This is a genomic window from Rickettsia endosymbiont of Nabis limbatus (assembly GCF_965196655.1).
Classification (GTDB): domain Bacteria; phylum Pseudomonadota; class Alphaproteobacteria; order Rickettsiales; family Rickettsiaceae; genus Rickettsia.
On the sequence record NZ_OZ239771.1, the window covers coordinates 515,822 to 530,467 of the forward strand.

Below are 14,646 nucleotides of genomic sequence, written 5' to 3' on the forward strand. Positions count from 1 at the left end.
TTTAATTAATTATCTAGTGAATATTGCACATTATAACCTTATTAGGTTACACCAAATTCTCTGGTCCCTTTTTCGTGCAATTTACTGGTCCCTTTTACTTTAGCAATGACATTGGTAACAACATAATCAACTCTGTTGGTAGAAACAGTAAATTTAAACAAATTAACATGCTTATTTTTGGCAAATCCTTTTATATGAATCTCCATTCCATTCTTAATTTCTTCATCTGAAAACGTCAACTTGCTAACAGCTTTATAAGGCTCGTAATCACACGTTTTACTAACATTTCTATTGGCTTTAATAGGGGCATAATAATATTTGCCCAAGGAGTCAACATGTTGCATAATTTTGTGTGTAGCATACCATGTGTCAAAAAGTACAGTTTGAAAAGGAATCTTTTTACTATAAACAGCATTATTGAACATCTTTAGTAGGTGATCTAGTTTCGTCGCTCCATCATGATCAGGTGAAAAAATGCGATAATCTATTACCCAAAACTTATCAATATCGGGGTTATAATATACAAGACTCACTACTCCTATACCGGTAGTAACTCCACCTGTAGCTCCACTATACTGCGATCTAGCAACCTCTATTTTCTTTGTGTTCCTTTTGTTTAACACCGTATCATCAAATATTGTATATCCGTTAGATGAAAAGATAACATCATTCTTAATGTGTTCCCATAACAAAGAAGGAGTATATTTTTCATTTTCTAAAAATCTATTAATAACATCATGGCTACATTTCTTGGCATGTTCAGCGTAGTAGGTTAAACTATAATTCTTTTGGCTAATTGTTAAAAATTGACAGTAATCTGTTCTATTAATTGGTATTGCTTGCAATCTGTTCCTCTTTGACATGTTTAATTATTCTTACAATAATTTATCACTCTTCCACTCATAGCGTAAGTTTTGATACATAAAAGTGATAATGTCACAGTACTAATATATCATTTAGTAACACCGGCAAAGTATAGAAGAGTAATATTCAATGAGGAACTAGACGATTATTTATGTAAAATTTGTGAGGACATAGAGGCTCGTTATGAAATTAGATTTTTGGAAATAGGAGTAGATAAAGATCATGTACATTTTTTACTACAGTCAATACCAATGTATAGCCCAACAAAAATAACTCAAATCATAAAAAGTATTACATCTAAGGAAATGTTTAAGAAATATCCAAATCTTAAAGAAAAATTATGGGGAAGTGAGTTTTGGAGTAAAGGATATTTTATGAGCACAGTAGGTAAACATGGTGATGAGCGGAAATTACGTAATTATGTAAAAAATCAAGGTTCAGGCAAACCTTCTTATAAAGCATTTCAACAAAAACAGTTAAAACTTTTTGGATAGATACCTCGTAGCTCTGCTGCGAAGAGTATCATTTTTATGACCATAAACTTTTCATTTTATCAAAAAAGCTGCCATCATTTTCTTTTTCATTTACAGATTCTTTTCTTAACTCTTCTAATAATTCTTTTTGTCTTTTTGATAAATTTTTAGGCACTTCAACATGCACATGTGCAAGCATATCGCCTCTAATAGTTGATCTTATTTTAGACATACCTTTGCCGCGTAATCTTAGCTGATCACCGTTTTGTGTGCCTGCCGGAATGGTTAAATTAACTTTGCCGCCTTCAATTACCGGTACCGCTACTTCGCCTCCAAGGGCTGCATTTACAAAACTAATAGGTAATTTGCAATGTAAATTTGCTCCATCTACCTTATAAATATCATGAGGTTTTATTGCAATATCAACATATAAATCGCCATTATTGCCGCCTCTAATACCTGCTTCACCTTCGCCTGGATGTCTTATTCGAGTGCCATTTTTAACACCTGCGGGAATATTCACCGATAAATTTCGCTGCTTATGGTAACGCCCTAAGCCATGACATTTTTTACAAGGGTTCTTGATGATTTGACCATTACCTTGGCACTTATGACAAGTTTGTTCAATCATAAAAAAGCCTTGCTGAACTCTAGTTGCACCTACGCCACCGCAAGCATCGCAAGTAGTTGCAGTTTCACCTTTTTCAGAACCACTACCATGACAAGTATCGCATTTTACTTCACTGGAAAAACTGATATTCTTCTCTATGCCGTGAAACGCTTCTTCTAAATTAATCGTAAGATTATATTTTAAATCAGAGCCTCTAACCTTGCTTGAGGTAGGTTTTCTTCTACCGCCTCCCATAAAGTCGCTAAAGAAATCACCGAATATATCGTTGATATCAGCACCGAAAGGATGACCGCCTTGACTGCTAGCTCCGCCTCTTGCTTGTTGATTTTGGAAAGCATCATGTCCAAATCGGTCATAAGCGGCTCTTTTCTGCTCGTCTTTTAAAACTTCATAAGCAGCATTTATTTCTTTGAATTTTTTCTCAGCGTTTGTATCTCCAGCTGCTGCATTGTCAGGGTGATATTGTTTAGCTAGCTTATGATAGGCTTTTTTAATATCAGCACTACTTGCTGTTTTGCTAACTCCAAGGATTTGATAATAATCTTGTGACATGAAATTATATTATATGGTTGTTTTGGGCTATATATAACTAATAAAACGTCATTGTGAGGAAATTACAAAGTAATTGTACGTACGCAATCTCAGGATGTTTAATGAGATTGCAACAAAGCTACGCTCCTCGCAATGACGTTTTACTTTACTTCTTCTCTACATCTTCAAAGTCTGCGTCTACTACTTTTTCGTTGCTAGTAGTATTTTCTTCAGAAGCACTATCTGCAGCACCAGCATCGCTTTGTGCTTTATACATTGCTTCGCCAATTTTCATACTAGCAGCGGTTAAGCTTTCTGTTTTTTCTTTAATTAATGCAGCATCTTCTGAATCTAAAACAGCTTTTAAAGCAGATAAGGCTTTTTCTACCCCTCCTTTATCTTCAGACGATAATTTATCACTATAATCTGTTAAGGTTTTTTCAGTAGAATAAACTAAGCTATTAGCAGCATTTTGGGCTTCAATAAGCTCTTTACGTTTTTTATCCTCATCAGCGTTTTTCTCAGCATCTTTAACCATTTGCTCTATTTCAGCATCGTTAAGACCGCCGGAAGCCTGTATTGTTACTCTCTGCTCTTTACCGCTAGCCTTATCTTTAGCCGAAACATGCACTATGCCGTTTGCATCAATGTCAAAAGTCACTTCTATTTGCGGCACGCCACGTGGAGCAGGAGGGATTCCTTCTAAATTAAACTGCCCAAGCATCTTATTATCTTTTGCCATTTCACGCTCACCTTGGAATACCCTAATAGTTACTGCGTGCTGATTATCATCGGCAGTAGAAAATACTTGGCTTTTCTTACTTGGAATTGTGGTATTACGATCAATTAATCTTGTAAATACGCCGCCTAGGGTTTCGATACCAAGAGATAGAGGTGTAACGTCTAGTAATAATATATCAGTTACTTCTTTATTTAATACACCGCCTTGAATAGCTGCACCAAGAGCTACAACCTCATCAGGATTCACGCCTTTATGTGGTGCACGCCCGAAGAATTTTTCCACCGCTTCTTGTACTTTTGGCATTCTTGTCATACCGCCAACTAGCACTACTTCCTGAATATCAGAAGCTTTTAAGCCTGCATCCTTTAAAGCTTTACGGCAAGGTTCTATGGTTTTCTCAATTAAATCATCTACTAATTTTTCAAGTTCTGCTCTAGTAAATTTAATATTTAAATGTTTTGGACCGCTATTATCAGCTGTTATATAAGGCAAATTAATATCAGTGGTTAATGCAGATGATAATTCTTTCTTAGCTTTCTCGGCTGCTTCTTTTAAACGCTGAAGTGCCAGCGGGTCGTTACGTAAATCAATGCCGCTTTCTTTTTTGAAAGTATTTATTAAATGCTCTAATATTCTTGTATCAAAATCTTCACCACCAAGGAATGTATCGCCGTTAGTTGATTTTACTTCAAAAACACCATCACCAATCTCAAGAATTGAAACGTCGAATGTTCCGCCGCCAAGGTCATAAACTGCAATAGTTTTGCTTGCTGATTTATCAAAACCATAAGCAAGAGCTGCTGCAGTTGGTTCGTTGATTATTCGAAGAACCTCAAGCCCTGCGATTTTACCAGCATCTTTTGTTGCTTGACGTTGTGCATCATTAAAATAAGCAGGCACAGTAATAACAGCTTGTGTTACTTTTTCACCTAAATAATTTTCAGCTGACTCTTTCATTTTTTGTAAGATAAAAGCACTAATTTGGCTAGGTGAATGTTTTTTTCCTTCAACTTCAACCCATGCATCACCGTTATCAGCTTTAACTATATTATACGGCACTATTTCTTGATCTTTTTTAACCATCGGATCGGTAAAATTTCTACCGATTAATCTCTTTACTGTATACACAGTATTACGTGGATTAGTTACAGCCTGTCTTTTAGCGGACTGACCAACTAATTTTTCACCATTTGCAAAAGCTATAATCGATGGCGTAGTTCGCTCACCTTCAGAGTTTTCTATTACTTTTGGCTCCTTACCTTCCATCACTGCAATGCAAGAGTTGGTGGTTCCAAGATCTATACCTATTACTTTTCCCATAAATCCTCTATTAATTTTTTATTTTGTTTATTGCTTTTTATTTGATATAGTGCTGATCTAATGATTTTACAAGAGGTGGGAATGAAAAAATTATTAATTTTACCAAAAATTTTATTTATCGTTAATCTATTTTTATTAAATAATATAGTTTTAGCATCGCCGGAAATAAGTAGTAGCATATTTGAAAAAGCTAAGAAAGCGATTGTAACGATTGATACTAGGATTGCCGTATCAGCTTATGAAGATACAAATAGCTGGACAGGAACCGGATTTATTAATGATAAGAAAAATGGTTATATAGTTACTAATACTCACGTTATTGGGCTTAGCTCAATCGGTACTTATTTTGTTACCTTTTATAATGGTGAGCAAGCTGAAGCAAAATTAATATATTATGATATTTGGCAAGATTATGCCGTTTTAAAGGTAGTAAGTAACGATATACCTGACTCCGCAATGGAAATACCATTTTCTAGCGAGTCCCCAAAATTAAACCAGAAAGTTTTTGTAGTCGGTAATACCGAGGCACAAGGCTTTTCTTTCCATACTGGATATTTGTCTGATCTATATAATATTGATGGTATGATGCCGCGAGGTACTTATATAATTAATTTAAATGTTACCGGTGGTGCTAGTGGTTCACCAGTGCTTAATGATAAGATTGAGGCTATAGGCGTATTATATGGCGGTGGTAAGACCCACTCTTTAGCGTTGCACGGCGATTATGTAATCCGCACTTTAGAAAGCTTGAAAAATAATAAAGAGCCAACAAGGCAACATATAGGAATAATAAGTGATTTATATTCTTTAAATAAAGCTGTTAGACATAATAATTTCCCCAAGGAGGAAATGGATAAATATATAAAGAAATTTCCTGATAGCAGAAATAGAGTTATAAGCATTAAGACAGTTTTAGCCGGTTCACCTGCCGAAAAAGTCTTAAAAGCCGGTGATATTATTTGGGCTATTAATGATAAAGAGCTAGGCGGTAATTTAGCAATGCTCGATAGAGAAATGGATAATTCTAAAAACGCTGTTACGAAACTTACTATATTCCGTGATGGAAAAAAGCTTGAGCAAACAGTAAATTTATATAACGTCAATAATAATAAAATCAGTAGAATGATAAATTTTGGCGGTGCTATATTTTTTGAAGTAGATGATTATTTTAGTAACAAATCAGGTATTCCGCTTAAATCTCTAGCCATAGCTTCCGTTCAGTCCGGTAGCAGCTTTAGTTCTATCCCAACATTTTTTACTAAAGATTATAAAAATGTTTATAGACTGCAAATTTTTGAGATAAAAGATTTAAAGCTAAATAATCTTGATGATTTAATAAAGCTGATGCCGAATATTACTAAAGATAAGTTCATAACCATCAGGTTTAAAAATTATCAACCATATTATGCTCATTTTGGCTATAATGAAATTATTTCGTCTCATGATGAAATGAGAGCGGATATAACGCTAGATTCCATAGATACTAAGCCTTATATACTTAAATATAATAATGTTTCTCACGAATGGGATGCAGAAAATATAAAGCTTCAGTAACTAATTCAGTTGTGATAAATTAACAATCGTTAATCAATTAAATAATATCAAATTCAACTCTGTTTATTGTGTTGTTTTTCCTAAGTTTATAAACTTTAAATTATCAAGAATTTAATTTTTATCAATTTAGGAGAAATAATGACCGAAGAAATACCCATCTTAAACTTACCCCCCAATAGTAATGTGAAGGATATCTATAATTTAATTACACCTGCAATGGAAGAAGCAATCATAGATTCTTTAATATCACAAAAAAATTTGAGCCATTAGATTTAACATTTTTTAAAACGATAAATTCTAAAAGCCCCAATATGTTGAAACATTATGTTAATGATTATAATGAAGAATTCGTTAAAAATATTTTTCGTCAGGCAAAAGAAAATAATGAAAAAGAATTAGTAGAAAATATGGTGAAAATAAACCCTGGATTGGCAAATGATACTCCTCGCAGCAGAGCTACGAGGTATCTATCCAAAAAGTTTTAACTGTTTTTGTTGAAATGCTTTATAAGAAGGTTTGCCTAAACCTTGATTTTTTACATAATTACGTAATTTCCGCTCATCACCATGTTTACCTACTGTGCTCATAAAATATCCTTTACTCCAAAACTCACTTCCCCATAATTTTTCTTTAAGATTTGGATATTTCTTAAACATTTCCTTAGATGTAATACTTTTTATGATTTGAGTTATTTTTGTTGGGCTATACATTAACGCGAGTTTCGAATTAATATAGCATAGGATTTAGCATATCAAGAGAGATGTAATAGAAGGTTTATTATCAGACATTTGATAATTTATCAGTGCTGCAACCATATGCACAAAGGCATTTGTAACTGATCTATGCCTTGAATGCTCAAACTTCCCCAATAGTTTAATTTTACTAAACACAGATTCTATTAATGCTCTTTTAAGCAATAATATTTTATCCAACATAGACATAAGTTTATTTTTCATATTTTTCTTTACCCTAGTTACCATAAAAATTCCTTGCTCTAAAAGTTGTTGAAATAATTGTTGTGAAATATAACCACGATCTCCGAATACTTTACCAAAAAGATTTTTGATCATCAGTTCCAGCTGTTTTCTATCATCCTTATTGCCAGGGCTAAAAGATGCTTTAACTATACCACCGGCTCTATTAATTATTAGATGTAGTTTAAGTCCATAGAACCAACCTTTTGTTGTCTTACTGCGTGCTGCTATGCCGGCGAACACTTTATTCATTGAAATACGGTATCTCTTACATACCTCTATACTACTTGAATCTACAAAAGAAAGGCCATCACACTGATCCAAAATAGAATTGAATATCAGTACTAATAGTGGTAAATGTGGACCTATTATTTTTATAAATTGACTATAGCTTACTAATTGAAAATCTCTTTGATGATAAATCCATATTTGCTTCAGATAATAATTCTTAAAACAATCATAAGATGACTGCCAGTAGCCTATTATAATTGTTATTACCTCACTTCTGTTAAGTCGACTTTTAGGACCAGATTTGTTGTTATGGTTAGTAATTGAATTTGTATGCTTGTCTAATTCTTGAAAAAAATCATCGACGTAACAAAATATTTCTGTAAAATCCATTATCATAGGTTATTGCTCTTAAAGTTTTTTCAATAACCTATAAACTTTTTTCTTATACTATAAATACCATATTTTAATTAGCAATTTGTATTTTGTACTCACTTTATAACAAAAACAGTATTATCAATATCCCCGTAACCCACTGTTTATCAGCTATACAGCGACTTTTTGAATACGAAACTCGCGTTATAAACAGCATTATTGAACATCTTTAGTAGGTGATCTAGTTTCGTCGCTCCATCATGATCAGGTGAAAAAATGCGATAATCTATTACCCAAAACTTATCAATATCGGGGTTATAATATACAAGACTCACTACTCCTATACCGGTAGTAACTCCACCTGTAGCTCCACTATACTGCGATCTAGCAACCTCTATTTTCTTTGTGTTCTTTTTGTTTAACACCGTATCATCAAATATTGTATATCCGTTAGATGAAAAGATAACATCATTCTTAATGTGTTCCCATAACAAAGAAGGAGTATATTTTTCATTTTCTAAAAATCTATTAATCTCTTAGGGTTTAATTCCCCGAAGGTCTGCTTCGTGATATACTAGATGCATGGAAGAAAGCAGTTATATACATAAAAGTGATAATGTCACAGTACTAATATATCATTTAGTAACACCGGCAAAGTATAGAAGAGTAATATTCAATGAGGAACTAGACGATTATTTATGTAAAATTTGTGAGGACATAGAAGCTCGTTATGAAATTAGATTTTTGGAAATAGGAGTAGATAAAGAACATGTACATTTTTTACTACAGTCAATACCAATGTATAGCCCAACAAAAATAACTCAAATCATAAAAAGTATTACATCTAAGGAAATGTTTAAGAAATATCCAAATCTTAAAGAAAAATTATGGGGAAGTGAGTTTTGGAGTAAAGGATATTTTATGAGCACAGTATGTAAACATGGTGATGAGCGGAAATTACGTAATTATGTAAAAAATCAAGGTTTAGGCAAACCTTCTTATAAAGCATTTCAACAAAAACAGTTAAAACTTTTTGGATAGATACCTCGTAGCTCTGCTGCGAGGAGTATCATTTATTTTTATATATTTCTTGCACTTTTGGATTTAGGTCATTTTCTAAAGCTTTAGATATTATATCTACTCCAACTGTAGATAACTCTCTCATAAATTTAGGACTTATGCCATCCAGTATAGCTTAATGCGATAAGATAGTGACTTAGAGTATGAGTTAGATTATACTAAATGAAAAACTTATGGCAAAGGCATATTCATACGATTTAAGAATATGAGTAATAAAAAGTTTAACAGATGGTAAAACAATAAAAGAGACTTCTGAGATATACTCTATTAGTAGGAAGACTATAATAGAATGGAAAAAATTAAAGAAACAAACCGGCGATATCAAAGCAAAAAGTGGTTATCATACAGGACATCGTAGAATAATAAGAGACATAGAGGGATTTAAAAAATTTATAGAATTAAATTTTGATAAAACCACCATGGAACTAGCTAACAACTGGAGTCAAAAAGTATCTGCAAGTACGATATCAAGATTGCTTAATAAATTAGGTTATAGTTATAAAAAAAACTTTTCTTCATCCCAAAAGAGATGTTGGTCTAAGGAATGAGTTTATATTGAAACTAAAAACTATAGACAAACAAGATTTAGTATTTATCGATGAATCTGGGATAGAAGATAATAGCTGTAGAGAACACGGGTGGAGCATTATCGGTCAAAGATGTTATGGTGAAAGGGTCTATCAACATAAATCACTGATTAGTATGATTGCTGGGGTGTCTGCCAAAGATATTATTGCCCCAATAATATTTGATGGGACATGTAATAAGGACATTTTTGAAACTTATGTACAAGAGATATTGATCAAAGAGTTAAAGCCTGGTCAGATAGTAGTAATGGATAATATTAATTTTCATAAAAGTACAAAAGTGAAAACGTTAATTGAATCTTTTGGTTGCAGTATTTTATTTTTACCAACTTACTCTCCTGATTTAAATCCTTACTATTACCCACAAATTTTACCACTAACAATTGATAGCATCATTACGCTCTCTTGAAGGATTTCATATCCCCGCCATAAAGACATTGCTCCGGGCAACCCATCACTCTTTCTTGCCATAAAGCCTCCTAATTTACCAAGCAAAATAATAGCTTCTTTTATATTTGGAGGCTTGCCAGGAGTATTATTTGTTCTGTGCACGCGCATATAAAGCGTTTTCCATTCTTGGGTGGTAAGTATGCTATCGCAGCTCTCTTCAGGACAAGTTGAGGCTATTTTTGATAAATATAAAATTTTAAAAGCAATGAGGCTTTTTATGGCAATTAATTTTTGTAGCTTTGTTTCGGCAGATAAGCGAGAGGCTTCTATCTTGCATCCTGATTTCAGAACTCTAAAATATTCTTCTATTTTCCATCTTAGCTTATACCAAGTTATACGCTCAACAGCATCTTCAAAGCTACTCACGGGGATGTTGGTCAGTATAGTCCAATCGATTGCCTCTACTCCAACAGGGGCATTAATTTCTTTAGCGCTTACAACATAAACAGCTAATTTGTCACTGATTTTGTGATCAGTATTTTCAGGGCCATATAAAGATACAGACCTAATTGGTATGTGCCCATATGTGTATTTAATTTCAACATTTGCTTTTCTTGCTTTATGAAGTCCATTGCCTGGGATTTTCAGTCTAATCTCTTTCTTGGACTGTAGCTTACTTATTTTCGTTTGTATTTTTGTTTTACCATTTTCCGGGCAAATAAATTTCCTATCCTGTCTGTTGCGAATTACAAATTCTGCAGCTGATTCTTCAATTTTCCATAACAAATCAAAGATATCTGCTTCTCTATCTCCAACCGTAATAACTCTAGTATTTTCAGGAATATTGGCAATTGTTTCCTCAAACGCGTTAATCCATTTATAGCTTTCTTTATCTTTGATGTGAGTGATATACTTACGCCTTGCTTTTTCCTTCTGATCCTCTTCCCTTGCGATACGTGCCCAACATTGCTGAGAGGTAAGGCCTAAAGGCAGACCTCCTGGCGTCACTATAATAGTACTATGCATAATAAGACCCTGTTTGTGCTTTGTATAAGCTTTGGAGATACTGCCTAGCCCTTTTGTCTTAATATGAGTGTCATAATCCAGGTAAGTTGTATCCTGAATTGCAAACACTAAATTTTTGCCTTGGATTCTATTTTGTGTTTCCACATGATGCGAAGAATAGACTTCATCTATATCAAACTTATCATTGCTAAATAGTCTGTAAGCTCCCTTCGCATCTTTCCAGGATCTGCAACTTTGATTTATTGTGCCGGATGCTTTGCTATCAAGTAAGTTACTGGTTTTAATAAGCCGATTTATAAGTCTTTTATCTTTAAAGTCAACATGCCTGAGCTCATTCTCTAACCAACCAGTGCTTGATATATTTATCCCGTATGTTACTATATCTTGCATATCGCCTATCCTTCTTATTTAAAATGATCAGTGAATACTCTAGCAGCATTTTATAATTGTGGGTAATAGTAAGATTTAAATCCTATTGAGCATTACTGGTTTAAAATCAAGAACGAAATAAGAAAAACTGTTTCTAATTTTGAGCACTTTTTTGATGCGGTTTACTATGCTCTTAAAAAAGTCACTACCTTATCGCATTAAGCTATACATTTATTTTTTCTGTTTCGGAAGTTTGAAAATTCTTAGTAATTTTACCAAGTCGTTTATTTAAAATAGGCGTAAGAACATAGGGAATAATAGTAGATTACAAAATAGCTTCTTTAGAATTATTTGATATTGTTTCTGAATGTAAAATATTAGCACATTTTTTTACAAGCGATTCTGCATCTTGTACCATTTTGCTACCCGCTTCAATAGAACTGGCACTATCAGCAGCATTCTTGGCAGCTTTTAAGTTGTTAAATTCTGTTATAAGATCAGGCAAAACTTGAGCAGCTTCCCACGTGAATTGTAAAGCACTAGCACCATCGCTAACCGCCTGAGTAACTGTTTGCATTATACCTAAATTACCTTTATTAAGGTCTAAATATTGTTTATTTAATTCATCATATGTTTTATTACCGGTTTCGATTCCAAGAGCTGCCCAACCTGCTTCTAAATAAGTAAGATTCTTATATTCTTCATCAAGCTGCTGTTTTATTTTATCAATGGATTCCTGATCCTGGCTCTTAGACATATTAAAACCTTTATATAATTTAGTTAATATTAGTTTACTATAATTATCTAAAGGTTTACAAAATTTTACTTTTTAATTTCTATTAATCTTTAAGGGTATGGTTATATTACAATAGTTTTTTATTATAATTTTTCCATTTTATCATATAATTCTTCTAGATAATGCTTTATTAATCTTAGCAGTTTTGCTTCAGGGCTTAAGTTTTTGACAGCCCATTTTTTAATCCAAGGTTCAGCAAGTTGCCACATATTAACATTCTCATCTAATTGTCTGCCTATACCTTCGACCATTATTAAAGTTTTTTGCAATAGTAATAAATTCGGCTGCACTTCCATACCAAAATCCTCAGTAATTTTAAATAGATGAGCAAGTAACTTACCAACGGAAATATTTTTAGTAGGTGCACCCACGACCGGTTCGGTAACAGCTCTACAACTTTGGGCAAATAAATCTAAATTGGTATCTGTGGGGACGTAATCGGCTCTTAAATGTACTTTAGCAACTAATTTATAATTGCGATTTAAAAAGCCGAATAAGCTTTCGGCAACAGCTAAGCGATCTTTTTCCTTAAGTCTGCCCATAATACCAAAATCAAGCAAAATTAGCTTACCTTGCTTATCTACCAGGATATTTCCTGGGTGTAAATCAGCATGGAAAAAGCCGTCTCTATAAGCTTGGTTAAAGAACATTACGGCAAAGTCTTGAGCTATTTTTGCTGGCTCTAAACCCATTTCTTTCAATATCGAAGTATCATATATAGAAGTGCCATCTAACCACTGTGTAGTTAGTATATTTTCTGATGTTAAATCCCAATATATTTTAGGAATTATTACGTTATGATCTTTACGCATATTATCAGCAAGCTCTGAAGCAGCAGCAGCCTCGAGGCGTAAATCAAGCTCAAATTTCATAGTTTCATGAAATTTATCAACTACTTTAATCGGTTTTAGCCTTTTGGCTTTAGAGAATTTTGAGGCAATCTTTGCAAGGAAATATAATAGCTTAATATCCCTGTTATATTTTTTATGAATATCAGGACGCAATATTTTAACTGCTACATACTCACCTGTTGCAAGTTGTGCCTTATGTACCTGCGAGATTGACGCAGCAGCTATGGGTGTGTCGTTGAAGTGTAAGAAAGGGATAGCGTCATTGCGAGCAGTCGTAGACTGCGTGGCAATCTTTTGTTTACTTGCTGAGATTGCTTCGTCGACATAAATGTCTTCTCGCAATGACGTTACTATCCCTCTTGCCACCTTACTATCAAATGGTGGTAATTTATCCTGCAACAATCTTAAGTAATATGCTATTTGCGTTCCTACTAAATCGGCTCTAGTGGAAAGCGTCTGCCCGAATTTTATATAAATCGGTCCAAGGCTATTTAAAGAGTCTATTAAACGTTTGCCGTAATCTTCTTTTGATTTTTTTAATAATGAGAATGGAGCAAAAAATAATGCTAATACATAACCAATAAATTTAAAATTGCTTGGAATTTTCACATCGTGTGTATTAGTCAAAATTTGCTTTTTGCTAATGATATAGAAAATACGTAGTAAATTAAAAAAATTACAAATCATAACTTATATGCACTGTGGATAGCAACAATGCCTCCACTTAAATTTTTGTAATTAACCTCTTCAAAGCCTGCTTCTTTAATCATTATTCTAAACTCATCTTGTGATGGGAATAAGTCTATACTCTCAACTAAATAATCATAAGCTTCTTTGTTACCAGTAATTACTTGACCGATTTTAGGAATAACATTAAATGAATAAAATTTGTAGAAATCGTGTAACAAACTTTCTTTTACTTTAGAAAATTCAAGGCAGACAAACTTACCCATCGGTTTTAAAACCCTATAAGCTTCTTTTAGAGCTTTATTAATATCAGGAACGTTTCGAATCCCAAATGCAATGGTATAATAGTCAAAGCTATTATCAGGAAATGGCAATTCTTCGGCACTTGCTACAGTAAATTTAAGGTTCTGAAATAGGTTTAGATCAATTGATTTTTTCTTAGCCTGCCTTAGCATCTCTTCATTAATATCACTTAAAGTTAAAGAGATATTATTACCTCGGTCTTTCGATTTTTTAGCAAGCTTTAAAGCAATATCGCCGCTACCGCTAGCGACATCTAACACATTAGAGTTAAGATTAGGAATTTGTCTAATAAACTGATCTTTCCATAAGCGATGCATTCCAAAGCTCATAAGGTCATTCATTAAGTCATATTTATCAGCAACGTTAGAAAAAACGCTATTTACAAGCGATTGTTTTTCGTTTGCTTCTATTTTCTTAAATCCAAAATTTGTTTGGTTCATGATTATACTCGTTTTATTTGAAAAATTGGCTCTAGTCAATTGATCCTCATCTTGTGCTTCATTGTTCGTCGACTCGCTTATTATTATAAGCTTCGCTCCTTACGCCTGTCACAAAATGAGGCTGAATTGACTAATATGCTGTCTTTTGCTGATAATACGCTGCGGTTATCAGCTTCAAGCCGCCTTGCTCTTTTCCAAATAAAACTTCGTCTATCCAACTCTTTATTTATTAGTAATATATATGTTATTTTCAAGTTCATCGAGTATCCATTCATCCCGTAATTTAGCTTGATATTCTAAACTATCTAATTTCATATCTTTCCATATACCAAAAGCAGATTCAAAACCTTTTCTGCTTTCGGTATCATCAGTAGAATAAGTAGTTTCCATATGTATAATTTATAATTATCTGATATAGTATAAAC

The 14,646-nt window shown here is 33.3% G+C and carries 16 protein-coding genes and 2 pseudogenes; 7 read left to right on the forward strand and 11 right to left on the reverse strand.

Annotation, left to right across the window (positions count from 1 at the left end; all coding sequences use genetic code 11):
- Window positions 1–110: 110 nt before the first annotated feature.
- Window positions 111–845 (reverse strand): annotated as a pseudogene (locus tag ACOAL3_RS02980) (transposase family protein); the annotation flags it as partial.
- 69 nt (window positions 846–914) lie between these two features.
- On the opposite strand from ACOAL3_RS02980, the gene tnpA (ACOAL3_RS02985) reads away from it, so the two are divergent.
- Window positions 915–1,358 (forward strand): IS200/IS605 family transposase, encoded by a 444-nt coding sequence (tnpA, locus tag ACOAL3_RS02985; RefSeq protein WP_419235346.1) that lies wholly within the window; start codon window positions 915–917, stop codon window positions 1,356–1,358.
- Between the two features lie 34 nt (window positions 1,359–1,392).
- Here tnpA (ACOAL3_RS02985) and dnaJ read toward each other — a convergent pair whose 3' ends face one another.
- Window positions 1,393–2,520, reverse strand: coding sequence for a molecular chaperone DnaJ (gene dnaJ / locus ACOAL3_RS02990; protein WP_419235347.1), 1,128 nt, complete (start codon window positions 2,518–2,520; stop codon window positions 1,393–1,395).
- A 145-nt stretch (window positions 2,521–2,665) separates the two neighbouring features.
- Entirely contained in the window at window positions 2,666–4,561 is a 1,896-nt protein-coding gene (gene dnaK, locus ACOAL3_RS02995; protein ID WP_419235348.1) for a molecular chaperone DnaK, read from the reverse strand.
- 60 nt (window positions 4,562–4,621) lie between these two features.
- On the opposite strand from dnaK, the gene ACOAL3_RS03000 reads away from it, so the two are divergent.
- The 3 genes from ACOAL3_RS03000 to ACOAL3_RS03010 all read left to right on the forward strand — a co-directional run bounded on the left by ACOAL3_RS03000 (window position 4,622) and on the right by ACOAL3_RS03010 (window position 6,600).
- On the forward strand, window positions 4,622–6,115 hold the full coding sequence (locus tag ACOAL3_RS03000) for a S1C family serine protease (protein WP_419235349.1): 1,494 nt from the start codon (window positions 4,622–4,624) through the stop codon (window positions 6,113–6,115).
- 138 nt (window positions 6,116–6,253) lie between these two features.
- Window positions 6,254–6,385 (forward strand): hypothetical protein, encoded by a 132-nt coding sequence (locus ACOAL3_RS03005; protein WP_419235350.1) that lies wholly within the window; start codon window positions 6,254–6,256, stop codon window positions 6,383–6,385.
- A gap of 41 nt (window positions 6,386–6,426) precedes the next feature.
- Entirely contained in the window at window positions 6,427–6,600 is a 174-nt protein-coding gene (locus tag ACOAL3_RS03010) for a hypothetical protein (protein ID WP_419235351.1), read from the forward strand.
- Here ACOAL3_RS03010 and tnpA (ACOAL3_RS03015) read toward each other — a convergent pair.
- The 3 genes and pseudogenes from tnpA (ACOAL3_RS03015) to ACOAL3_RS03025 all read right to left on the reverse strand — a co-directional run.
- Entirely contained in the window at window positions 6,583–6,825 is a 243-nt protein-coding gene (gene tnpA, locus ACOAL3_RS03015; protein ID WP_419235352.1) for an IS200/IS605 family transposase, read from the reverse strand. The two genes, ACOAL3_RS03010 and tnpA (ACOAL3_RS03015), sit on opposite strands and share 18 nt — an antisense overlap.
- A gap of 33 nt (window positions 6,826–6,858) precedes the next feature.
- On the reverse strand, window positions 6,859–7,716 hold the full coding sequence (locus ACOAL3_RS03020) for an IS982 family transposase (protein ID WP_419234519.1): 858 nt from the start codon (window positions 7,714–7,716) through the stop codon (window positions 6,859–6,861).
- A gap of 149 nt (window positions 7,717–7,865) precedes the next feature.
- Window positions 7,866–8,225 (reverse strand): annotated as a pseudogene (locus ACOAL3_RS03025) (IS701 family transposase); the annotation flags it as partial.
- Between the two features lie 49 nt (window positions 8,226–8,274).
- Here ACOAL3_RS03025 and tnpA (ACOAL3_RS03030) point away from each other — a divergent pair.
- The 3 genes from tnpA (ACOAL3_RS03030) to ACOAL3_RS03040 all read left to right on the forward strand — a co-directional run bounded on the left by tnpA (ACOAL3_RS03030) (window position 8,275) and on the right by ACOAL3_RS03040 (window position 9,768).
- Entirely contained in the window at window positions 8,275–8,733 is a 459-nt protein-coding gene (tnpA, locus tag ACOAL3_RS03030; protein WP_419235354.1) for an IS200/IS605 family transposase, read from the forward strand.
- 305 nt (window positions 8,734–9,038) lie between these two features.
- Window positions 9,039–9,320, forward strand: coding sequence for a COG3415 family protein (locus ACOAL3_RS03035; protein ID WP_419235585.1), 282 nt, complete (start codon window positions 9,039–9,041; stop codon window positions 9,318–9,320).
- A gap of 7 nt (window positions 9,321–9,327) precedes the next feature.
- Window positions 9,328–9,768, forward strand: coding sequence for an IS630 family transposase (locus tag ACOAL3_RS03040; RefSeq protein ID WP_419234784.1), 441 nt, complete (start codon window positions 9,328–9,330; stop codon window positions 9,766–9,768).
- Here ACOAL3_RS03040 and ACOAL3_RS03045 read toward each other — a convergent pair.
- The 5 genes from ACOAL3_RS03045 to ACOAL3_RS03065 all read right to left on the reverse strand — a co-directional run bounded on the left by ACOAL3_RS03045 (window position 9,717) and on the right by ACOAL3_RS03065 (window position 14,611).
- Window positions 9,717–11,165 carry an IS4 family transposase gene (locus ACOAL3_RS03045; RefSeq protein WP_419234585.1) on the reverse strand — a complete coding sequence of 483 codons (1,449 nt, stop codon included), beginning with the start codon at window positions 11,163–11,165 and terminating at the stop codon, window positions 9,717–9,719. The two genes, ACOAL3_RS03040 and ACOAL3_RS03045, sit on opposite strands and share 52 nt — an antisense overlap.
- 304 nt (window positions 11,166–11,469) lie before the next feature.
- Window positions 11,470–11,901, reverse strand: coding sequence for a hypothetical protein (locus tag ACOAL3_RS03050; RefSeq protein ID WP_419235355.1), 432 nt, complete (start codon window positions 11,899–11,901; stop codon window positions 11,470–11,472).
- Window positions 11,902–12,023: 122 nt separating this feature from the next.
- Window positions 12,024–13,478, reverse strand: a complete 1,455-nt coding sequence (gene ubiB / locus ACOAL3_RS03055) for a 2-polyprenylphenol 6-hydroxylase (RefSeq protein ID WP_419235356.1) — start codon at window positions 13,476–13,478, stop codon at window positions 12,024–12,026.
- Window positions 13,475–14,221, reverse strand: a complete 747-nt coding sequence (gene ubiE, locus ACOAL3_RS03060) for a bifunctional demethylmenaquinone methyltransferase/2-methoxy-6-polyprenyl-1,4-benzoquinol methylase UbiE (RefSeq protein ID WP_395477136.1) — start codon at window positions 14,219–14,221, stop codon at window positions 13,475–13,477. The genes ubiB and ubiE overlap by 4 nt, the downstream gene beginning before the upstream one ends.
- Window positions 14,222–14,443: 222 nt before the next feature.
- Window positions 14,444–14,611, reverse strand: coding sequence for a hypothetical protein (locus tag ACOAL3_RS03065; RefSeq protein WP_419235357.1), 168 nt, complete (start codon window positions 14,609–14,611; stop codon window positions 14,444–14,446).
- Window positions 14,612–14,646 lie beyond the last annotated feature (35 nt).